Raw genomic sequence first — 22841 nt, 5'->3', positions numbered from 1 at the left:
AGCATTTATAAAAAATAAATCACGCCATTGTTAATACACAATTAGGATTCACTATACTTTACGTATGAAAAGCATTATTGGAAAACTACTGATTTTAAAATTTCGCTTGACTTAAGTTATGGTTATCTTGAATATTTCTATTCAGGATAACCATTTTAATACTATCAAATCACTTATGGTTTTGCATCATTAGTTGAAGTAGCATACAATCCTAATAAACAACCTGTAAATCCACCTGCAACATCCGTTGATAAAATATCTCCGGAAACCACTCCTCCTACATTCACAAAATCGGTCCCGTTTACAGAATATCCAAATTCATAATCATCACCATTGGCTTTCATTTGAAGCTGAACCGGTTTTTTAAGATCTATTTTAGCACTTGCTACAATTGTAGAGTTTATTGCGGCATCTCTTCTTGTTTTTTGGTTTTTTTGCAGCACTACATAATAGTCTTTATCCTTCATTGTAATTCCAAAAACATAATTAGAACCTTCATTTTGTAAAGCCACAAGTCCAGCCAGATCTTTGTCTGATTTTGGTTTGTAGTCAATAGTAGTTGTCAATGAAAAAGTATTATGCTGCTGACGATAGAATAATGTAGATGTTGGTTTAAGTTCTTTAATGTTCGTTTCAAACGGATTAATTTGCAATCCTTTTTTGGTAATTGCTGTAAATTTTTCACGAGGTCCTCTTAGACCAATCCAACGATTATCTAACTTAGCTGATGTAAAATTATCATTGAATGCAAAATTACCATTTGGAAAGAAACCTTCTTTTCCAGTTTTATTTTCAGTAACACCTTGTGGCATTTTTAGTTTTGGTTCTAATGGAACTAAACCGTTTTCAAAAACCGGAAATTCACCTGACCAGTCTACAGGTAGCATAAACGTTTCACGTCCTGTGTTGACTCTGTTTTTTTCATTAGGTCTTACTGCTAAGAAAACACCATAGTATTTATCCCCTGGTCCTTTTACTAAATCAGCGTGACCAGCCCAGTCCACTCTGTTTTTTCTGTCTCTTCCAAAATATTTTTGTGTTAAAATTGGATTGCTTGGTGCCGGGATAAAAGGCCCTTTTGGGCTATCACTTTTAAAAATTACTTCGGTATGATTTCCTCCTGTACCACCTTCAGCACACATTAAAAAATATTTTCCGTCTTTTTTATACAAATGGGGTGCTTCTATCCAAATTGGGTTTTTAGCAGGATCTACTCCTCCATCAACAATAATCTTATCAGTTCCCGGAATTACCTTATCATTTTCAACATCATATTCCCATACTTTAATCACACGGTGCCCATTGTAACGCTCTTTCCCATTATCCGGAGCATCATTATGAACAATATACCCTTTGCCATTATCATCAAAGAAAATAGAAGGATCTATCCCTCCAAAAGCTAATTTTATTGGATTTCCCCAACCTTTCTTAGGATCTTTTGTTTTTACGATAATATTTCCAAGACCTCCTGAAAATGCAGTTACAATCATATAGAATGTATCATTATGAGGATTATAGGTAATTCCAGGTGCATAAACTCCCTGGCTTATACCTGTATCGTGTGGATTGAATTGAGTAACATCATTTAATACACCACCTAAATCAGTCCAGTTGACTAAATCTTTCGAATGAAAAATAGGCACTCCCGGAAACATGGCAAACGAAGAACAGACCATGTAATAATCGTCCCCTTTTCTGGTGATGGCCGGATCAGGGTAACATCCTTGCAAAATAGGGGTGTAAAATTCATCTGATTTTAATGGATTATCTGTGTATACTTTATCATTACCCTGATAGGTAAAATTAGAAAACAACGGAGCATTGTTTTTTGATTTATTCTGGCTGTTCACTCCCATAAAGGAAAACAATACTAACATGGATAACAATTGCTTCACTTGTACTTTTTTCATTACATTAATTTTAATTGGTTTATTTATTACTGATTTATTAAAAAAATAATTTTTTACAGCATTAATTTTTGGTTGTTTAAAAAATCTAAATTAAACTTTTTTTAACGTAAAAACAACCGATTGCTTAAATATTTAAAAAGGAGTCTATTTTGAAAACATCCAATAATCAAAATACATAATATCCTTTTGAGATTTCCCTTTAAAAACGAAATAAATATCATGAACTCCGGATACTTTTTTTATATCAAGCGTCTTTACTACCCATCGGTCATTTCCTCCTGTCATTGGGACATTTATAGTTCCCAGTAACGCTCCTTCTTTACTGTCTAATCGTATTTCCATCGATACATTACTGTTATGTGTTGTACCTATTCGCGCTGTAAATTTAGTAGCTCCCTCCTGACGAAAATCTACCTCTTTGACTTTCGTATAAGCATTATTCTGTTTAGCTGTAATAAAATTGCCAACTACATTATTTTTCATCGACTTCACGCCTTCTGACCAGGCAATAGTTTCTGCTTCCGTTTTAGTAAAAGGATTTAGCGGACTTAAACTTTGTTTAATTCCTTCGGTCATGTTCATTTGCACGATCGACCCGTCTTTATTAAATTTAAGTTCTTCAACACTTACAGAACGGGTGAAACCTCCACCTCCCGGTAATGCTCCATTATGATAGAAAAAATAACTTTTTCCCTTAAAATCAATAACTCCCGGATGATTCGTAAAAGAACCACCTTGTGTAGGCATTACAACTCCTTGATATTTCCAAGGACCTTCTATATTTTTACTGGTTGAATATCCAATATGCTCCGAAATAGGTCCTGCAGCAAAAAATAAATAGTAAAGACTATTTCGTTTGTACAACCACGGTCCTTCTTCATAAGTTGTGGGTCTTTGTTCATTTACTTTTCCTTCACGCTTGCCAAATGCTTCTATTGTATTCGGAATTTGTTGGATTTCACCTTTATAAGAAATCATGTCTTCATTTAACTTTACATAATAACAAACCGGATTTCCCCAAAATAAATAAGCTTGTCCATCATCATCTATAAATACAGTAGGATCAATATCAGCATTACTATTTGAAACTAAAGGTTTTCCTAACGGATCAATAAATGGTCCATAAGGACTGTTAGCAACAGCAACTCCAATACCGTTCTTTCCCTGACGATCAGTTATGGGAACATACATATAAAACTTTCCTTTTCGCTCTATACATTGTGGTGCCCAAGCGTTCATTTTTGCCCAATCGAATTCTTTATAAGACAATACGGCTCCGTGATCAGTCCAATTGACCATATCGTCGGTGGTATACAATCGCCAATCGTTCATGGTAAACCAGCTGGAATCATCTTCATCATGACTGGTATATAAATACACTTTGCCATTATAAACCATAGGAGCCGGATCGGCAGTATAATTGGTTTGTACAATAGGATTTTGTGCTTCTCCTATTGTACAATTTAAGAGTATAATAAGTATTGCTACTATTTTATAAGGTTGTTTCATAATTCTAATTGGTTATTACAAATCCTCCATTAGGCTGTATTGTTATAGACAATTCTCCATTTTTAGAAACTTTTAAATTGGTGGTATACGTTTCTTTATCCGCTTTATCATTATACATCGTGATCGTTTGACCAGCAAGCATAGGTAATTTTAGTTTTAAAACTTTAGCTGTTTTCTCGGCATTTACACCTGCTACATACCATTTTTTCTCCTGTCTTCGTGCTACAACAGTGTATTTACCTGGATATCCGTCTATAAAAACCGTTTCATCCCATGTGGTTGGAACCTTTCTTAAAAAATCCAATTCAAAAGCTGGTACATCAGTCAAATTATTGGGAGTCAGACCAAACATCTGAACCGGATTTTGAAAAAGAACCGAAGTTGCTAATTGAAAAGCATCAGTAGTCAATCGTTCTTGTCCTTTTGTATTTCCTTTATTTAGAAATTTATTTAATAATACGCCTCCAAATTCCATACTTCCTACTGCATTTCGAATAAAAGGATGCAATGAGGCAAAATAAGCTTCTTTTTCACGTACATCCTGCGAAAAAATTAACATTTCAGAGGCTACTACAGCTTCACTTCCTACAAAATTCGGATACATTTTTTCCCAACCACGAGGTAATGTTGCACCATGAAAAACAATCATTAAACCATAATCATTAGCATCTGAAAGAATATCTTCATACAATTTCATCGTTTCTTGTTTATCTCCTCCAAAGAAATCTACTTTCAATCCTTTTACACCTGCTTCTTTAAGCCACTTCATTTCGTTTTTTCGGGCAATAGCGGTATTCATTTTATTGAGCGGAGTCTGAAAAGCATCATTAACAGTACCATTAGAATTGTACCATAAGAATACCTCAACATTTTTAGATTTAGCATACTGAATCAATTCTTTCATTTTGTCATAACCAATTCTATCATCCCACCAGGCATCAATCAAAATATATTCAAACTTCATAGCAGCAGCCAGATCAATATATTTTACCTGATCTTCATAGTTCATACTATTGTCCTGCCATACAATCCAGCTCCAGCTACCGCGTCCCATTTTATACTCTTGTGAAGGCTTGTAAAGTGGTTTTACAACATCAAAAGGAATGGTAGTTTCAACAATAGGTTTTAGTGTTTCTCCTACAGTGATTGTTCGCCAGGGTGTTACTCCGGGAAGACTTATTTGTGCTCCCGAGCTTCCAAAACCATTGTTTTGTTTCGGATTTGGATACTCTACAGTGTATATACCGTTTTTATACCCACTTAAATGCGAAGCGGTATACAAACTACTCACTCCTGTTTCGGATAACAAAATCCAGGCTTTATTGGCTAAATTGAAAAGTCCCGGAAACACATAACCTTCAGAAGATGTGGTTTTACTCAATGGAGCATCCGCTTCGTAACCGCTTTCATAACTTGGTGCAGTACGGGCAAATCCTGTCATTGGTCGCATCATCGGAGAAAGAAAAGTTGTTGTTGTTGATGGAAATTTAAATCCTGTTTTTTCTTCAGAAACCACACAGACTTTAGTATCTCCCCATACCGGAAGCTCATATCTAAAAGCAATATTGTTATTACTTACCTGAAACAAAACTGCTATTTTTTGTTGCTTGGCATTCGAAAACACACAGTTTAAAGTATTGGCATTATAATTTACTTTTGATTGTTTAATCTTAGTCTGATTGTACGTTTCCTCTACTTTAGCTGTAGTTGAATTTACAAAATTCATATTATTTGTAAAATCGCCCGCATTAGTAATTACTCCCAGCGGAGATTCTTCTAATACGATTCCTCCTTTATAAGTAACAGAGTAAAATGCCGTTCCATCCTTAATTAATACCTTCACTGTCAGGTCTCCATTAGGACTTGAAACTGACATTGTATTTTGCGAATAAGCTGCTGAAAAAATGATGAAGCAGCATAAAAAAAATATATTTCTCATTGGTGTTTATTTACTGAATTTCCATGCGTCAAAATTGAATAACTCTCCTTGTTCTCCTTTAAAAACAAAAAACAAATCATGTACGCCATTTGCTTTTTTAACTTTAGTTTTGAATGTTTTCCAATTTTGTCCTCCACCCGTATTTTCTATTTTACTGGTACCTATAATAGCACCGTCAACATTATCCAGACGTATCTCAATTGTCCCTCCGTTTAAAGAGGCTGCAATAAGATCTATTTTTTTAGCGCCTTTTGCAAAATCAACTCCTCTTATCTGAATAAAGTCACCGTTATGGATTTGAGTTACATAAACTCCGGATTCTTTATTTTTATCGGCTTTAACACCTTTACTCCAAGCCATCGTTTCTGCTTCTATGCGTCTGAAAGGATTGAGCGTTTCTATTTGTTCCGGTCCTTCTTTGGTAAAATAACTGTAATTTTTAATTGTTCCGTCTTCGTTATAAACCAGCTGTTCAGCATCTACAGAACGTCTTTCATAAAAGGTAGCAGTCTCACTTTTTAGCAAATCATAACTATGTCCAAAAACATAGGATTTCCCCTTGTAATCAATAATTCCCGGGTGATTTCCTCTTGTTTTTTCACTTGCATCTATAATCATTCCTTTGTATTCCCAAGGTCCTGTAGGCGAATTACTCATGGCATAACCAATACCTTCCGGACAACAGGTAGAAGCATAAGATAAATAATAATTGTTTTTTCTTTTCCAAATCCATGGTCCTTCCTGATAATTTTTAGGCTTTGAATCTACTTTTACAACTTCGCCAGAAGTAGAAATCATATCCGCATTTAGTTTCACATAATACAAATGTGGATTTCCCCAATACAAATAGGCCTGACCATCATCATCAATAAACGGACTTGGATCTATATCGTCCCAAATGTTGTGATCAGAATAGACTAGTCTCTTCCCCAGAGGATCTTTAAATGGACCATACGGACTATCAGAAACTAATACTCCTATCCCTCCACCGTGCATAGGACAATACAAATAAAATTTACCATTTCGCTCGATACACTGCACTGCCCAGGCTCCGTTATCCTGCTTAGCCCATTTAAAATCTTTTAAAGATGCAACTGCTCCATGTTCTGTCCAATTGACCATATCAGTGGATGTGTAAAGCAACCAATCAAGCATTTTAAAGCCTTTTGCATCATCTTCATCATGAGAAGTATAAAGAAATATGGTATCATTATGTACCATTGGTGCCGGATCAGCCGTATATTTTGTTTGGATTATTGGTTTTTGGGCTTTTACTGTTGAAAGATTCAAAAGAAAAAATATCCCAAAAGCCAATACCCTTGCATTCTGCAATTTTGAATAATTAATCATAATTGTTGTTATTAATAACATTAAAAAAAGAACCTACTATTTTAAAACTTTAATTTTTATATTTTTGAAAAACACTTCATTTCCATGGTCTTGCAATAAAATATTACCCTCTGCTGCGTTTCCGAAATTTGGCCAATCTTTATATTTACTGTAGGCAACTAAAGCATCCCACATTTGGTTATTTCGGGTATATTCTACAAGTTTAACTCCATTTAACCAGTGTTCTACTTTTTCATTTTGAACTATGATTGTGGCTGTATTGAAGTCGTCCTTATCAAACTTGAAATTCTTGTCTCTTTTAGAGGTAATTAAATCATAAAGGGATCCGAGTGTACGATTTCCTCTGACTCCATTTTTTGCATCAGGATGATTTTCATCATCTAATATTTGGAATTCACAACCAATTGCAGATCCTGCTCCTTTATTCAAATCAGAATCCACAAAGTATTTTATTCCACTATTAGCTCCTTTTGTTATTTTAAAATCTACTTTCAAGATGAAATTTTTATACTTCTTGACGGTAACAATATCTCCACCATTAGAAGATTCTCCACCATCAGTGCTATGTACTTTTAAGCTACCGTTTGTGATACTCCATCCTTTTGTGGGAAACGTATCCATTCTTGCTCCTCTCCATCCATTCGTAGTTTTTCCATCCCATAGTAACTCCCAACCCTCATTCACTTCTTTTGGGGTTAAAGTATTCGAATTGTCTTTTTGTGCCTGAACAACAAAACTGCTAAGCAACACTATAATTAATAACAATAATCTTTTCATGTTTAGATTTTATTTTTGAACGATTCTTTTATCAAAGTTTATAAAATTCTTCCCATCCTTTGCGTGGTGGGACATCTGTTAATAATGCATTAGCAAACGGATTGTTTGTAATCGTTTTTGTGTTTCTGTCAAATTTAATAGGTGTATTTAATCTTTGAGCAATCACTCCCAATGAGAAAACCTGACTCAGTGGACCGAAAATTTCAAACGGTGATCTGGTTTTTTCTTTTCCCAAACAGGACAGCAGAAAATTAGCAAAATGATTAGAAGTACTTACAGGAACTTCTGGCAACCTTGATTCCATTTCTTTGGCTTTGTCGCTGGGAATAATACTTAAAGTACTTCCGTGCGTACCACCTTTAAAAATAAGATCATCACTGTAAATTATTTTTCCGGGATTCAACTTTGCCTCCTGCAACTTTGTACCAGCGACTGTTGGAATATTAGGATCCAATTGAGAACCACCATATCCGGATGGTAAAGTTGGCATATTGTTTACACCATCATACCAAGTAATATTCATCGGTGGCATACTACCTCTTTTAGGAAATTTAAATTGGATTGTGGACGACATAGGAAAGAAATAATCATTATGACCTTCTAATTTAAGCGGATTAACTTCATAAGGCAGTCCAAGATCTAGAAATTCATGGGCGGTATCTAAAATATGGGCTCCCCAATCTCCCAGTGCTCCCATTCCAAAATCATACCAACAACGCCAGTTACCCTGATGGTACTTTTCGCTATAGTCATGATAGGGTCTGGCCATTAACCAGGTGTTCCAATCCATCCCCTCAGGAATTGGTTGTGCTTCCGGAAGTTTATATATATTTGGATCCCAACCATGCCATCTTCGGGGCGAATTCATGTGGGCTACCACCTCCGTTACATTTTTAATAATTCCTGCTTCTTTCCATGCTTTAAACTGGAAATAGTTTGCCTCTGAATGTCCCTGATTACCCACTTGGGTTACCACATTAGGACGTTTTCTGGCTGCCTGCATCATTAGTTCAATTTCATAAAAGGTGCAAGCCATAGGTTTTTCAACATAAATATGTTTACCTAAAGAGAGTGCCATCATACAAATAGGGAAATGAGAATGATCCGGTGTACCTACAGAAACGGCTTCGATTTCATTTGACACTTTATCAAACATTTCCCGAAAATCTTTAAACTGTTTGGCTTTGGGAAACATTGCCATGATTTCCTGTGTGTGCTTGGCTCCCATATCTACATCACAAAGCGCTACGATTTCACACAAACCAGTAGTATACAAATCCTTGGCAATTTGCCCGCCACGGTTACCAATACCTACCAAAGCTAACTTAACCTTCTCTTTTTCGGATGCCGAAGCTGAATTTGCAAATAATGACGGAGCTATAGCAACTGTAGCCGATCCTAATATAGCTTGTTTTAAAAATATGCGTCTTGAATTTTCTCTTTTACTCATATTAAAATTATTTTAATTGTCTTGTAAAATTTTATCGTATTTCTAATAATAAAAACCAAATCCCGGAATCAACAAATAAGCAGAAGATTATTCATTGCTCCAGTTCATTCTTGGTACAGTGGTCTTATGATTTATTTAAACAATAATGGTGTAAACATAAATAAATCATGTCTCCAAACCGGCCAACTATGACCTCCTGGATATTCACTGTATTTGTATTTTATCCCCATTTGGTCGAATTTGCTCATCATTATTTTACAATTTTCATACGCAATATCTTCTTTTCCTCCCATAGAAATCCAGAATTCTTTGATATTTGAGTTAATAGTTGCGGCATTATTTTTCATAAACTCATATTGAGGTTCAGATAATGTGGTATTATTTGCCCACCAACCAGAGCTAAACACTCCTATACTTGAAAACATATCTGAATTTTTCACACCTGCATATAAAGTCTGTAATCCACCCATTGACAAACCTGCCAAAGCTCTGTTTTTGGCATCGGTTGCCACTCTAAAATTACTTTCCACAAACGGAATTGCTCCTAACTTCAATTCATTTTCGAAAGCCTTAAGCGCCCTTTCATCGAAACCTGTAATTCCAGTCATATTGCCATCGAGCATTGCTATCACCATTGGTTTGGCTTTGTTTTCGGCAATTAAATTATCTAAAATTAAATTAGCTTTTCCCTGAGTAGCCCATCCTCTCTGATCTTCTCCTCCTCCGTGCAATAGATACAAAACAGGATATTTTTCGGTAGACTTTTCATAGCCTGGTGGCGTATAAATGTACATTTCCCGCCAGGAATTCGTGGCTTTTGAAAAATATTGCTTAATTCTAATATCACCATGTGGCACGTTATTTAAAGCATAAAAATCACCTTCTTTATTTGGAATCTCTATACCGCTTGCCATACGTCCCATACCATAGAATGTGGCACTTGCAGGGTCAGCAACGGCCACACCATCAATTAGCAAGGAATAATAATTGAATCCTTTATTTACAACATCGGTAGTCAGGTTCCAAGTTCCGTCTTCCTCTTTTATCATGTCGTATTTTTTTCCTAAATCGACTTGTACTTTAGCAGCATCGGGTGCCTTAATTTTAAAAACAACCCGATTGTCAGGTAGTATTTGAGGATACTTGGCATTGCGGATATTGGTTTGGGCGGGAACACCTATTAGCTCCTGTTTTGTTTCAATTATCGAACTTTGAGCTTTTACTGTAGCAAAATTCAAAAAGAAAAACACTCCTACTATCAACCCAGTTTTGATGTTATGCAATTCTAAAAATTTACTCATATTTGTTTTTTATAGACCGTTGATAATCCAATATCTGATTAATTTTTACTTCTCAACAGAAGCTGTATCCAATACTGTATATTGGCTTAAAGAGGCTACATCAACAGGCTTAAACAAAAACTGTGATAACATGTACAAACCATTTTTCCAAACTTTAAAATCATGTCCGCCTGGCTCTAAATAATATACATGTGGTACGTTTTTTTCTAATAAATAATCATGTAAACGCTTGCCGTAAGTAATTAAGCCATCTTTGTCTCCACAGGAAATCCATAGCAATTTCAATTTTTTCCTGGTTTCTTCCGGATTAGGTACCAAAACTTCCGGCATTTTTGTATTTGGTGCGGAAGAAAAACCACCCACCCAGGCAAATTTGTCTAAGTTCCCTAAACCAAAATTAAGTGATTGTCCTCCTCCCATAGAAAGTCCTGCAATAGCACGGTTTTCTCTATCGGTCAAAGCTGGATATGTTTTTTCGATAAACGGAATTAAATCATCCAATAAATCTCTTTCAAAAGTTGCAAAAGCCTGAACCTTATCCGGAGCCATAATATTCCCCGTGGCACGATCATCTTTCATGGCGCGACCGTTTGGTAACACTACTATCATTGGCTTGATTTTTCCTTCAGCAAATAAGTTATCCAATATTATTTGTGGTGTTCCTCCTTTTAACCACTCTTTTTCATCACCTCCAATACCATGTAACAAATAAAGTACAGGATATTTTTTGTCCTTTGAAAATCCAGGAGTCTTATAAACTAAAGCTTTTCTGGTCGTACCTACTGTTTTTGAATCATAAGTGATGGTATCTATTGTACCGTGAGCGATAGCTGGCTTTAATTGGTCAAATCCATTCGGCCCTTCTTTTTCGATTTTTTGTGCAACAACAATTAGATTACACATAAAAAGCATTGTTGCTGTAACAATAATTTTTTTCATTATTATATTTTTAGGTTGGTTGATAATTGGTTTTTTATTTGAATAATTGCGTTGCAAATTGATTTAAACATCTTCTCCATGTTAGCCATTCATGCGCTGTTTTAGGAGATTCATAATAGGCATATTTAATTCCTTGTTGTTCTAACATGGTTCGAAATACCCCCACGGATCCCGGAAACGGATTAGGTTCTTTAGTTCCCAATCCTAACCAAAAGAGCTTTACTTTTTTATTGAGTGCATTACCATCTTTAAATTTTCCATCTAAAAAAGTGTTGACATCAATTGCATCAGTACTCGGATAATTGGATGTTCCGCTAAATCCTCCATAATGAGAAAAAGTATCTAAATTATTCATCATGATTCTCATAGTTTGATTGGCTCCCATAGAAAGTCCTGCAATTGCTCTATTTTCTCTGTTTGCAATGGTGCGAAACTTAGCATCAATCATAGGAATTATTTCATTGATTAACACGTCTTCAAATACTGATTCCGGGCGAGCTGTACCGCTTTGAGGTTTATAAGCATAACCATTATCCATTACAACGATCATAGGATTTGCTTTTTTCGATGCAATCAAATTATCCAATATTAAATTAGCTTTTCCCTGAACCGCCCAACCTGTTTCGTCCTCAAAACTTCCATGTTGTAGATAAAGAACTGGGTAACGTGTATTTGTATTTTCATTATAATTCGCAGGCGTATAAACAAAACAACGTCTGAACGAATTGGTCAATTTAGAAAAATAGATATTTTCGCTAACAAGTCCATGCGGAACATCTTTCATAGCATAAAAATCGCTATCTGACGCTGGAATTTCTATTGCACTTCCTAAACGGCCTGCACCATAAAAATATACCGTTCCGGGATCCGGGACTGATGCTCCGTCAATATTGAGTTGGTAGTAATGAAATCCCTCATCCTGAGGTTCAGATACTCCTGTCCAGATACCTTTATCATCTTTGACCATATCATATTTAGTACCTCCAAGATCAAGCTGCACCTTATTAGCCTGAGGGGCCAGAATACTTGTCCTTACCCGACCTTGAGAATTGACTTGTGGATATAATTTTCCTTGTTGATTGACGGAAGAAGGCTTAAAATCTTCCGTAACTTTAAGCGGATTAGTTTGTCCAATGCCAATTGTAGTTGTCATGATACTAACCAAATAAATAATCGATTTGTAATTCATAAAAAACTTTTTTTAATTTTTAAAAAGTAAAGGAGCAAGTTCTTTAAAACTACGACGCCAGGTTTGAAATTCGTGTCCGGTTCCTTCTGATACATAAGAAACAGCATTAAATCCTGCTTCTTTCAGACCAGTTACTGCATTTTTTACACCATCAGGACGCTCTTTACTTCCACAACTTAAAAAGATAAGTTTGACCTTTGATTTATTTTTAATGTCTTCCGGTTTATAAGTTCCACCACTCAAAAGTGCATAATGAGAAAATACTTCTGGTTTGTTCAGTGTTATGGTTTTTGTTTCCATACCTCCCATTGAAAGTCCCGCCATAGCACGATTGGCATGATTAGCCAGAGTACGGAAATTGGTATCTATATAAGGAATTAATTCATCAACAAGAACCGTTTGAAAACCATCAATTTTGAAACTTGCCATACCTCCCCATTTGATTTCATTGGTCATTCCATAAGTCATTACGATGATAAATGGTTTGATTTTTCCATCGGAAATTAAGTTATCCATGATTAAATTGACACGTCCCTGATTACTCCAGGCCGTTTCATCTTCGCCCCAACCATGTTGCAAATACAAAACCGGGAAACGTTTAGATTGTTCTTTAGAATACCCTGGTGGTGTGTAAACATAAGCTCTACGAGAAGTATTAGTACTTTTTGAAGGAAAAAGAATTTGCTGTACATTACCATGAGGAACATCTTTTAACGCATAAAAATCCTGATCATGAGCCGGAATTTCGATACCGCTTTCCCAACGGGTAGATCCATAAAAATTTAAGGCTCCGGGATCATTAAAAACACCTCCATCAACAGTTACATGATAATAGTGAAATCCTTCATCCATTGCTCCTGTAGTAGTTCCTGTCCAAAAACCATTCTCTCCTTTGGTAAGAGCAGTTCCTCCTTTTGCTCCTCCTAATCCAAGACTCACCACAACCGATTGTGCCTGTGGAGCTGAAATTTTAAATCGGGCGTATCCCTGAGAATTAACTTGTGGGTATTCCTGTCCCGGCTGATTGACAGTAGATGGCTTAAAATCTTCTACAATGGTTTGTCCTGAACAAAAATAGCCTGTTAATAAAAAGACCGATAACATAAGATTAAAATGCTGTTTCATATATTTTCAAGTTTTAAAAGTTAATTTTAATTAGAGCCTGTATAAATTCATCAAAATTAATTTCCCCTATCCCTAAAGGGTGTAATTTTGATGAATTTTAAAGAAATTTTTCTCCCTTTAGGGATGGGGAAAAGAAAATTTCTTTTTTTAATAAATATTAATTTCAATTAGTTTCGGGTGTAATAATTTGATAATTTCCACTTAAATGCATAAGGCTAAAAAGATACATCAATCCATCATAATAAGGATCAAAATAACCATCTTCATAGGGTTCTAATTTGGCATTCCATATTGCATGGACAAAATCAAGATTGCCTTTCTTATGATTTACTAACGAGGCTGTTGCCGCAGTAGAAACCAATCCTATGGAATGTCTTAACTTTTTTACAGGTCCTGCTTGCAGAATAAAATCCGGTGTAGATCCGTCTAAATTGTACTGATCAACATACGTTTCCATACCTTTCGATCTTAAAAAATCTTGAAATCGCTTAGCGTAATCTTCCTGCCATTTCTTATCTTTTCCATACCAGGTATAATCCATCGCAATATTCATTGGAACCCGCCAGGAATCATATCTAAAAGCTGCCGGCATCCATCGGGTAGAATGTGGTGTTCCGTCAAACTCGGTATAATCAGCATTCAATGCCGTTACGGGATGTGTTGCCTTGTGTAAAAAGTTACGAGAAACTTGGGCACATTCTTTATAAAATTCCTCGTGACCATCTTTAGCATACAATGACCAAACTTCATAAAAAGCAGGCAAATGATAAGAAGGATCAGTCCAATTATAGCTGCCACCTTCAGGTACAAAAGTGATTTGCTTGTGCTCCGTATTAATTAAATTATAGATATTTCCAGTTCCGTCTTTTTTCCACATGGCGTCTAATATTCTGCGAGCTTCCTTGTAATAGTCAATTCCTGTATTATTTCCCCATTTATTAGAAGCAAATAATAAACTTGTTATATAATATAATTCCCCGTCAGACGCAGAACCGGGCGAATTTTGTTTTTTAGTTTTAGGATTTACACTCCAGGCAAAATAGGCTTCTCTTGGTCCCTCTTGATGCTGCATGTATTTTACTGACCAACGCCAAAGACGGTCAAAAACATCTTTCTTATCCAATTGAACAGCCACCATCATTCCATAAGACATTCCTTCGGTACGAGCATCATTATTTTTAACATCAGAGACGTAACCTAAAGAATCACCTTCTTCAAAATAAACACGATCCGGACCTTCAAAAACATCATAATAGGCTTTTGCCAATTTCTTATCGATTTCAGCCTGGCTATAACCTGCTTCTTTAAAAATATTGCGATATTGAGGTGTAGCATTCCCTGCTTTATCCTGCTTTTTCTTATTTTGGCTTAAAGCCAAAAATGGAATCATAAATACCCAAATCAATACTAAAATGTTATTGATGGAAGAGCCGTTTCTATTATCTGTTTTATTATCCATAATTATCTTTATTTAATAGAAGCTTTAATCATTTTTAAATCTTTAGCATCGGAACTGTTCCCGTAAAACACTTCATATTCTCCCGGAGTTACGTTCATTCCAATTGTTTTAGCATCAAAAAACTCAAAAGAAGAGGCTGGTAAATCGATGGTTACATGTTGCTTTTCACCTGCTTTCAAATTAATTCTTTTAAAGGCTTTCAATGTTTTTAATGGACCGTCAGGGTCGTTTAGTTTTCGAACATAAACCTGAACAATTTCTGTTCCGTCACGTTTACCCGTATTTTGAATAGGGAAACTTAATTGTGTATTTTCGTTTGATTGAATAGTTGTACGGGTCAATTTACCAGTACCTATATTAAATTGGGAATAACTTAATCCAAAACCAAAAGGAAACAAAACATCAGTTGTGTACCTGTACGTACGTCCTTTCATTGAATAATCTTCAAAATCGCCTAATTTATCTGAGTTTTTATAAAAAGATATCGGTAGTTTTCCCGCTGGATTGTAGTCCCCAAAAAGAACATCAGCAACAGCCTGTCCACCAGCTTCTCCCGGATACCAAGCTTGTAAAATAGCATCACAGCTTTCTGTCTCTGGTGTTAAGGCAATTGCAGACCCTGAGCAGTTTACAAAAATCACTTTTTTACCAGCCGCTTTGAGCGCTTTTAAACACATTCTTTGAACAGCAGGAAGTTCAATATTTGTTCTGTCTCCTCCTTTAAAACCAGGATAAGAAACTGGCATTTCTTCCCCTTCCAGTAAGGTTGAAAGTCCACCTGCAAAAACTACAGTATCAATTCCTTTTAATTTTTGAATTAAACCACTGAAATCTATAGCATATTCTTTTCCAAAATCAAATTCAAGATTGGCTTGCCAATTGTTGGATTGTGCAAAAAGAATTTCGATTTTATATTTTTTTCCAGCCTCAACCGGAAAACGAAAGTTTCCCGGAACAGTTCGCCAATTGGTGTATTTTGCAATTGATTTCCCATCTACTAATAGTTCGAAAGCACCAGTTGCACCTGTTTTAAAAATAAGCGTATCATTTGCTTTAGCTAAAAAATCGGCTTCATATTTTGCCGAAAAACCTTCAAGTTTAACCCCTGAAGCGAACTCATGCTGACCTGCAGTAGTTGTTTTGATAGGATTAACAATTTGTTGCGAAATGACACTATTACCTTCTCTGTTTGGATTATTCCAAAAGCTGGCTTTCATTCCTTTTTTTCCATCAAATGAAAATTGGTCAAAATAAGATTGGGTTACCTTATCCTCAACTAAATCGCAAGCTTTATCAAAAAAGATTTTATTTACGTCTATTTTTGATTCTATTCCATCTTTAATAGTAATTGTTTTAACGGGTGTTCCATTATAATTTCCCCATAACATAGGTTCATTATCGGCATTTGGGCCTATTAGTGCCATCTTATTAACTGCTTTATTTAAAGGAAGAATATTATTTTTGTTTTGCAAAAGCGTCATTGACTTTTGAGCCATTTCAAGCGTCAATTGTTGGTGTTTTTTACTGTTAAGAACGGATGCAGGAATTTGAGTCCAGGGTACAATTGCATCATCATCCATTTCGCCCAAATCAAAACGCCCCACTAGAACCCGAAGCAAACTTTTATCAATATCTTCTTCTTTAATTAAGTCTTTTGCAACAGCATTGGGAAGTTCTTTAAAAGGATATTTTTCCCATACACATTCAACGTCAGTTCCTGCTAAAACTGCTTTGGATGCAGCATGAACTGCATCAGAGGAAACATTGTGTGTGGTATAAAAATCAGTCACGGCGCCACAATCTGAAACTACTAAGTATTTATATCCCCATTCATCACGAAGAATACGTTGTAAAAGTCGGGTATTACTGCAGCAAGGTTCATCGTCTAAACGCTGATAAGCACACATTACCTGACGCACATCAGCTTCCTGTACCAGACTTTTAAATGCTGGCAAATAAGTTTCATATAGCTCTCTGGGAGTTACATTATTAAGATTCAACTCATGTCTGCTCCATTCCGGTCCTGAGTGCACCGCATAATGTTTAGCACAAGCTAAAAGTTTCCGGTATTTAGCATCGGCAGGTCCTTGAAGCCCTTTTACAACTGAGATTCCCATTCTGGAAGTTAGGTAAGGATCTTCACCATAAGTTTCCTGACCACGACCCCAGCGCGGATCTCTAAATATATTTACGTTAGGTGTCCAAACCGAAAGACTTAAAAAACGTTTATTTTCATTTCCGTTTTTAATCCATTGATTGTATTTGGCTCTGGCTTCGTCAGAAACTGCATCAAAAACCCGATACAATAATTGATCGTCAAATGAAGCTGCCATCCCAATAGGTTCTGGAAAAACAGTAACATTATCATTATTGGCATAGCCGTGTAAAGCTTCGCTCCACCAATTGAATTTTTTAATTCCAAGTCTTGGTATAGCATCACTTTGATCACACATTAATGTTGCTTTTTCTTCAAGAGTCAATCGTGAAATTAAATCTTTTGCTCGTTCTTCTGAAGTAAGTGACGGATTTTTATAAGGATATTGTTGTGCATGTATGCTAACTATTGACAATAAACTTATTATGTATAAATAACTCATTTTCATACTTCTATATTTAGAATTTAATTTAAAAATGGGGTTTTATTCAAAAAAACAAACTAATCCATTTTTGAAATTGAACCATTGATATGGAAATAATCAAAATCTACATATCCACCCGTATTTTTCGTAGCATAATTAAACAGACCAAAACGGTATCCCATAAAATGTGGAAGTGTGTAAGGTAATTTTATAGTGTTTCCAATACTAATCCATTCTTTTCCGTCCAAGCTGTAGTAGAACTTTCCTTTATCTGCTCTGATTTTAAAATCGCAATCTGCTTTAAAATATACTTTGTCCTGGTTTAAAGCTACGCTTGCCACTTCTTTCGAAACACCTTTTACGGCATCCATCATCACAATTTTTTTAGCGCCATTTTCAATTTTCACTGCTATTAATCCAAATTCTTTTTGCAGCAAAGCTAGTCCTGCCATGTCTCCTTCTTTCATCTTAGAAATGTCAAGCATTGTTGAAGCTGAACTTTCAGGTCCAAAAGTTCTTTGGGTCAAGGTATTTTTAGCCTGAACAAAACTGCTGTCTATTCTGGCTGTTTTTAATCTTAAATACCCTTTTCGCTCTCTAACAGACCAAAGCGAATTATCCGGATTATGATTCCATTGCCAAACTAAAGACAAATCCTTATCACTTTTTTTACGTGTAAACTCATCTGAATTTACAATTCCGGGAATTAGCCCTTTGCTTGGAGGTAAATCTAAAAATTCAGGAACTTTTCCATTCACTCCTAATATTGGCCAGCCATCTTCCCATTTTACCGGAACTAAATAAGGAATACGTCCTACACCTCCGGCATCTTTGAATAAATAAGAAAACCATCTGCCATCCGGGGTATCAATAAGTCCTCCTTGTGCAACTCCCTGATCTTGCAATCCCACTTTTCCTTCCCATGGGCCATTGATGTTATCTGCCCGATGGATAATCACCGTACGCATTCCGCCACGTGGCCAGTTGATATTAAATAAATAATATTTGCCATTAATCTTAAAAAGTTGAGAACCTTCAGATTGCAACATAATATTATCTCCGGCAGGAGCACTGGCATTTTCTATTAAGACCCTTTTAGTCTCTTCTTTTACGCCAGAAAGATCTTTGTTTAACTCTATAATTTGAAGTTTTCCTGCACCCCAAACCATATACACTTTTCCGTCATCATCAAAAAGAATGGAGTGATCGTGGTAGGAATTATTTAGTACTGTTTTTTTCCAAGGTCCCTTTTCTATGTTTTTTGTTGAATAAATGTATGTTTTACCCGTTGTTCCTGAAAAAGTGCTTACATAATAAATTCCTTCATGAAGACGCAAACAGCTAGCCCATGAACCTCTGCCATAATCATTTTTTCCATTATCTAAATTGAGTCTGTCATTATCATCTTCTAATGTTTCGTAAGCATAATTAACCAGTTTCCAATTGACTAAATCAGTAGATTTCATAATTGGAACTCCCGGATTAACGTGCATTGTAGTGCTACTCATATAATAAGTATCACCTACCCGAATCATTGATAAATCAGGAACATCTGCATGAATCAATGGATTTTTAGCTCTATTTTCCTGTGCATAATTATTTGTAGTAATTGTTAAACCAACCAGCAAAACAATATTAAAAAAGGTATCTCTTATATTCATGTCAATTTTTATTTTAAAGCTTTTACACCGTCAGTAGTTTGTACTATTTTTTTAATAGTTCCATCCTCATTATAATACATATAATCTACACAAACAGAGCGTCTGTAACTGCCTCCTGTAGGCAAACTTCCATTATGGTAAAAAAAGTATGAGTTTCCTTTATAATCAATAATTCCGGGATGGGTAGTAAAACTATTAGGTACATTTTCCTGAATAATCCCCTGATAGGTCCATGGCCCGGCAGGATTTGTAGCGGTACAATATTCTATCATTTCCGGTTTAGTGCCTGCACCGGCATACACTAAATAATAGAGTCCCTTTCTTTTATAAACCCAAGGTCCTTCTATAAAATTTTTAGGTTTAAAAGTGGTAATAGAACCATCTATTTCTGTCATATTCTCTTTCAATTTTACCCATTTACAGCTTCCATTACCCCAAAACATATAAGCTTGCCCATCATCATCTACAAATACAGTAGGATCAATATCGTCCCAGGCATGAGGCAAATCTTTAGTCATTTCATTGATAACAAGCGCTTTTCCAATAGCATCTTTAAAAGGTCCGGTAGGCTTATCCGAAACAGCAACTCCTATAGCAGCTCCGCCTCCACTAACTCCATCTTTTTTATGAAACGTAGAAACAAACCAGTAAAATTTACCATTTCTCTCGATACACTGTGCGGCATAAGCGTCTCCAGTAGCCCATGAAAAAGTACTTGGCGAAAGTGGCGCTCCGTGATCTTTCCAGGTGGCCATATCTGTTGTAGAAAACACATGCCAATCGGCCATTTTATAATTAGTATCTGCCTCAGTAGCTACATCATGACCTGTGTATAAAAACAGCGTATCGTTATGTACTATAGGCGAAGGATCAGCAGTAAAAATGTGTTTTATAATAGGATTTTGTGCTGTCATTTCGATCATTGACAAACAACAAAATGCCAATAGAATCTTGGTATTCAATTTCATATTTATAATTTTTTGGTTGGTTTTTTTTAATTCCTGGATAATAGTTTTATCTTTTATTTTATTTCCAATTCAGTTTATTTACTTTTTTACCACTACTTTCTTACCCGTATATTTTATTGTTTTTACTACACTATCATTTTCATTCCCTGATATCCATTTAATAGTCATGGTGTAAGTAGTGGTTTGATCTTTATAATTTCCTATTTGATTCGCCAGAGTCAGGGTTTGATTTTTTTCGTTCCAAATAATAGGAATCTCACTGTATTTCCCTTTTTCATAATTATAATTGTCTCCTTCATCATTGTACATTGTAAACGTAGCATCTTTACCGGTATAGACACGAATTTCCAGTTCATCCTGCTTTGCCTGAGTACTCTGAATTACATTCCCCATAGGCACAATGGAACCTTCTTTTACAAAAACCGGAATTTTATCTAACGGAGCTGCTGTAGCTATCGTTTGTCCTCCTTCAAATCGCTTTCCTGTCCAGAAATCAAACCATGCATTTTGTTTTGGTAAATAAACATCCCATTCGGTAACATTAGCTTCCGTTACCGGAGCAATCAAAAATGCTTTTCCAAACATATATTGATAAGCCTGACTCACAGCAGTGGTATCCTGATTAAAATCCATAATTAATGGTCGCATTAAAGTCGAATTATTCTTAGAAATCTGCCAGGCTTCTGAATAGATATAAGGCAACAACTGGTATCTAAGATTCATCATAGAACGCATATTGTTTTCTACTTTTTCTCCATATTTCCAAGGCTCCGTTTCTGTTTGATAGCCATGCATACGGAATATTGGATTAAAAACAGCCCATTGAAACCAGCGAGTTAGTATTTCGTGATACTTTTCATCTTTATATTGTCCTGATCCGGGACGGAAAAACCCACCAATATCCGTAGTCCAATAAGGCATTCCGGTAAGATTATAATTTAAACCTGCCACTATCTGACGTTTGTAAGTATCCCAGTTCCAACCAATGTCTCCTGACCAATTAATTGTTGCATAACGTTGCTGTCCTAAAAAAGCAGAACGGGTAAGAATGGTAACTCTTTTTTCGGGATTCGTATTTCTTTGTCCTTCATAAACCGCTTTACTAACAAATAAAGGATAGGTCAATCTGTAAAAATCGCCTAAACCAAAAAAAATTTGCTTGCCTCTTAAGGCATCATTCTCAGGCTCGGTTGCATCCATCCACCAGGAATCTACTCCAAGAGTAAATAGATTTTTATTCAGTGCATTCCAATGTGTTTTTTGGGTTTCCGGATTGTAAATATCTATCCATGGACTATTAGGAATAAATAGATTTTTCGATACATATTCCTTACCTATTTCAGATTCTTTATTTAGATTTTCCCAAACAGAAACAGAAAAATGAGCATTCAAATCATGTATTTCTTTGATGAATTTTTCCGGTTCCGGATAATGCGTTTCATCAAATTTTGGTACTCCCCAACCGTATTTACCCCAATATTGCCAGTCTTGTACAATTACATCCACAGGCAAATTGCGTTTTCTAAATTCTTTTATAGTTGAAACCAAATGTTCTCCCGAAGTGTAGCGTTCGCGACATTGCCAAAACCCAAATGCCCATTTAGGCAACATGGGTACATTACCTGTTAAGTTTCGGTAATTAGCTATAATTTCGTCAGTATCATTTCCTGCAAAAACTACATAATCAAGTGATTTAGCATTAGGCGAATTAAAAACTGTTTCATTATTAGAAAGTTTTAAACTAAGAGCAGGTGTATTACTCGATTTACAAACTACTTTCACCGTATGTTCTCCTGCTTTTAACGAAACTAATTTACTCACTGCCGGCGGCAGCCATAAATTTGATTGATTGATCACATCGATACCATCAATCAAAACTAAATGACGGCTATCCATATCGCCAAGATCCAGCATCAGTGAATATTCTCCATCTTTAGCTACCGAAAAACTACCCGAATAAACGGACTGCTGTTGGGAAACTCGTTGGGTACCCGAAGTCGTTGTAACTTCCACTTCTCGTTTTTCTCCTTCGTTTACAGTATTTTTAACTAAATTAATTGTTTGATTAGTCGGATTAAAATATGTCAAACCGTACTGATGCCACAACAATCCGTACCCTTTATTAGATACTACAAACGGAATAGCAATTTGTGTATTGACCTGAATTAATTTTCGGGTTGTATTTTTTAAATTATAAAAACCATCCTGAAACTGTCCTAAGCCAAATAAATATTCATCTTGAGGAGATTCAAAACCTTGTTCAGCAACAAAACAAGCTTCTCCCATAATGGTGCTTGGTTTCATTAATCTGGAATTTGCTTTTTCACTAAGAAATACTTTTCCTGATTTATCACTATATTGTAGCACTGCTGTTTTTTTATCAAATGCAACAGTGATTCCTTTCGTAGAAAGTTTTAAACTATTTGCTGTTTCTTTCAATGAAAAACCAGGTACATTTGGCGTATTAATCAAAACGAATTCCTGTGCTTCTTTTACATTTCCAATTTGATATTGTACCCGAATGGATTTTTCGTTAAGAGGAATAATATTTAATATTCCTTCTGACAAATCAATAGCTAATTTATTTTTAGTTAAAACATGTTTTTTATACTGCTGTGCACTAATTGAAGTACTCAGCAAGCCTAAAAATAAAATGTAAATGACTCTTTGCATATAAATATTCTT

15 protein-coding genes are annotated in these 22841 nt (G+C 35.6%); all 15 read right to left on the bottom strand.

The window, feature by feature from the left end; all coding sequences use genetic code 11:
- Window positions 1-173: 173 nt before the first annotated feature.
- Window positions 174-1910: a glycoside hydrolase family 43 protein gene (locus tag BUB89_RS11930; RefSeq protein ID WP_073245346.1), complete on the bottom strand. Its 1737-nt coding sequence runs from the start codon at window positions 1908-1910 to the stop codon at window positions 174-176.
- A gap of 144 nt (window positions 1911-2054) precedes the next feature.
- The gene (locus BUB89_RS11925; RefSeq protein ID WP_073245345.1) at window positions 2055-3419 is read right to left on the bottom strand and encodes a glycoside hydrolase family 43 protein; all 1365 of its coding nucleotides are present in this window, start codon (window positions 3417-3419) and stop codon (window positions 2055-2057) included.
- A 4-nt stretch (window positions 3420-3423) separates the two neighbouring features.
- On the bottom strand, window positions 3424-5295 hold the full coding sequence (locus tag BUB89_RS11920; RefSeq protein WP_234982628.1) for a glycoside hydrolase family 97 protein: 1872 nt from the start codon (window positions 5293-5295) through the stop codon (window positions 3424-3426).
- 69 nt (window positions 5296-5364) lie between these two features.
- The gene (locus BUB89_RS11915; RefSeq protein ID WP_083552737.1) at window positions 5365-6708 is read right to left on the bottom strand and encodes a glycoside hydrolase family 43 protein; all 1344 of its coding nucleotides are present in this window, start codon (window positions 6706-6708) and stop codon (window positions 5365-5367) included.
- A gap of 36 nt (window positions 6709-6744) precedes the next feature.
- On the bottom strand, window positions 6745-7485 hold the full coding sequence (locus tag BUB89_RS11910; RefSeq protein ID WP_073245341.1) for a 3-keto-disaccharide hydrolase: 741 nt from the start codon (window positions 7483-7485) through the stop codon (window positions 6745-6747).
- A gap of 31 nt (window positions 7486-7516) precedes the next feature.
- Window positions 7517-8935 carry a Gfo/Idh/MocA family oxidoreductase gene (locus BUB89_RS11905; protein ID WP_073245339.1) on the bottom strand — a complete coding sequence of 473 codons (1419 nt, stop codon included), beginning with the start codon at window positions 8933-8935 and terminating at the stop codon, window positions 7517-7519.
- Window positions 8936-9066: 131 nt separating this feature from the next.
- A complete protein-coding gene (locus BUB89_RS11900; protein ID WP_234982627.1) occupies window positions 9067-10236 on the bottom strand; it encodes an alpha/beta hydrolase-fold protein in 1170 nt (389 codons plus the stop codon).
- Window positions 10237-10281: 45 nt separating this feature from the next.
- Window positions 10282-11175: an alpha/beta hydrolase gene (locus BUB89_RS11895; RefSeq protein WP_083552735.1), complete on the bottom strand. Its 894-nt coding sequence runs from the start codon at window positions 11173-11175 to the stop codon at window positions 10282-10284.
- A gap of 34 nt (window positions 11176-11209) precedes the next feature.
- Window positions 11210-12364: an alpha/beta hydrolase-fold protein gene (locus tag BUB89_RS11890; protein WP_083552732.1), complete on the bottom strand. Its 1155-nt coding sequence runs from the start codon at window positions 12362-12364 to the stop codon at window positions 11210-11212.
- Between the two features lie 12 nt (window positions 12365-12376).
- Window positions 12377-13489, bottom strand: coding sequence for an alpha/beta hydrolase-fold protein (locus tag BUB89_RS11885; protein WP_083552728.1), 1113 nt, complete (start codon window positions 13487-13489; stop codon window positions 12377-12379).
- 163 nt (window positions 13490-13652) lie between these two features.
- Window positions 13653-14948, bottom strand: coding sequence for a family 8 glycosyl hydrolase (locus BUB89_RS11880; protein WP_073245335.1), 1296 nt, complete (start codon window positions 14946-14948; stop codon window positions 13653-13655).
- Between the two features lie 8 nt (window positions 14949-14956).
- Window positions 14957-17551, bottom strand: coding sequence for a xylan 1,4-beta-xylosidase (gene xyl3A / locus BUB89_RS11875; protein WP_073245333.1), 2595 nt, complete (start codon window positions 17549-17551; stop codon window positions 14957-14959).
- Between the two features lie 53 nt (window positions 17552-17604).
- Window positions 17605-19188, bottom strand: a complete 1584-nt coding sequence (locus BUB89_RS11870; RefSeq protein WP_083552725.1) for a glycoside hydrolase family 43 protein — start codon at window positions 19186-19188, stop codon at window positions 17605-17607.
- An 8-nt stretch (window positions 19189-19196) separates the two neighbouring features.
- Window positions 19197-20156, bottom strand: coding sequence for a glycoside hydrolase family 43 protein (locus BUB89_RS11865; RefSeq protein WP_073245331.1), 960 nt, complete (start codon window positions 20154-20156; stop codon window positions 19197-19199).
- Window positions 20157-20234: 78 nt separating this feature from the next.
- On the bottom strand, window positions 20235-22829 hold the full coding sequence (locus BUB89_RS11860) for a glycoside hydrolase family 31 protein (RefSeq protein ID WP_073245330.1): 2595 nt from the start codon (window positions 22827-22829) through the stop codon (window positions 20235-20237).
- Between the last annotated feature and the right edge of the window lie 12 nt (window positions 22830-22841).

Origin of the sequence: Flavobacterium flevense, from assembly GCF_900142775.1 — a bacterium.
Classification (GTDB): domain Bacteria; phylum Bacteroidota; class Bacteroidia; order Flavobacteriales; family Flavobacteriaceae; genus Flavobacterium; species Flavobacterium flevense.
Note: the sequence above shows the minus strand (reverse complement) of the source record. Positions and strands in the feature narration are given on the sequence as shown.

Coding starts and splice junctions, on each gene's coding strand:
- BUB89_RS11930 (WP_073245346.1), bottom strand. CDS start 1,910: ATGAAAAAAGTACAAGTGAAGCAATTGTTATCCATGTTAGTATTGTTT.
- BUB89_RS11925 (WP_073245345.1), bottom strand. CDS start 3,419: ATGAAACAACCTTATAAAATAGTAGCAATACTTATTATACTCTTAAAT.
- BUB89_RS11920 (WP_234982628.1), bottom strand. CDS start 5,295: ATGTCAGTTTCAAGTCCTAATGGAGACCTGACAGTGAAGGTATTAATT.
- BUB89_RS11915 (WP_083552737.1), bottom strand. CDS start 6,708: ATGATTAATTATTCAAAATTGCAGAATGCAAGGGTATTGGCTTTTGGG.
- BUB89_RS11910 (WP_073245341.1), bottom strand. CDS start 7,485: ATGAAAAGATTATTGTTATTAATTATAGTGTTGCTTAGCAGTTTTGTT.
- BUB89_RS11905 (WP_073245339.1), bottom strand. CDS start 8,935: ATGAGTAAAAGAGAAAATTCAAGACGCATATTTTTAAAACAAGCTATA.
- BUB89_RS11900 (WP_234982627.1), bottom strand. CDS start 10,236: ATGAGTAAATTTTTAGAATTGCATAACATCAAAACTGGGTTGATAGTA.
- BUB89_RS11895 (WP_083552735.1), bottom strand. CDS start 11,175: ATGAAAAAAATTATTGTTACAGCAACAATGCTTTTTATGTGTAATCTA.
- BUB89_RS11890 (WP_083552732.1), bottom strand. CDS start 12,364: ATGAATTACAAATCGATTATTTATTTGGTTAGTATCATGACAACTACA.
- BUB89_RS11885 (WP_083552728.1), bottom strand. CDS start 13,489: ATGAAACAGCATTTTAATCTTATGTTATCGGTCTTTTTATTAACAGGC.
- BUB89_RS11880 (WP_073245335.1), bottom strand. CDS start 14,948: ATGGATAATAAAACAGATAATAGAAACGGCTCTTCCATCAATAACATT.
- xyl3A (WP_073245333.1), bottom strand. CDS start 17,551: ATGAAAATGAGTTATTTATACATAATAAGTTTATTGTCAATAGTTAGC.
- BUB89_RS11870 (WP_083552725.1), bottom strand. CDS start 19,188: ATGAATATAAGAGATACCTTTTTTAATATTGTTTTGCTGGTTGGTTTA.
- BUB89_RS11865 (WP_073245331.1), bottom strand. CDS start 20,156: ATGAAATTGAATACCAAGATTCTATTGGCATTTTGTTGTTTGTCAATG.
- BUB89_RS11860 (WP_073245330.1), bottom strand. CDS start 22,829: ATGCAAAGAGTCATTTACATTTTATTTTTAGGCTTGCTGAGTACTTCA.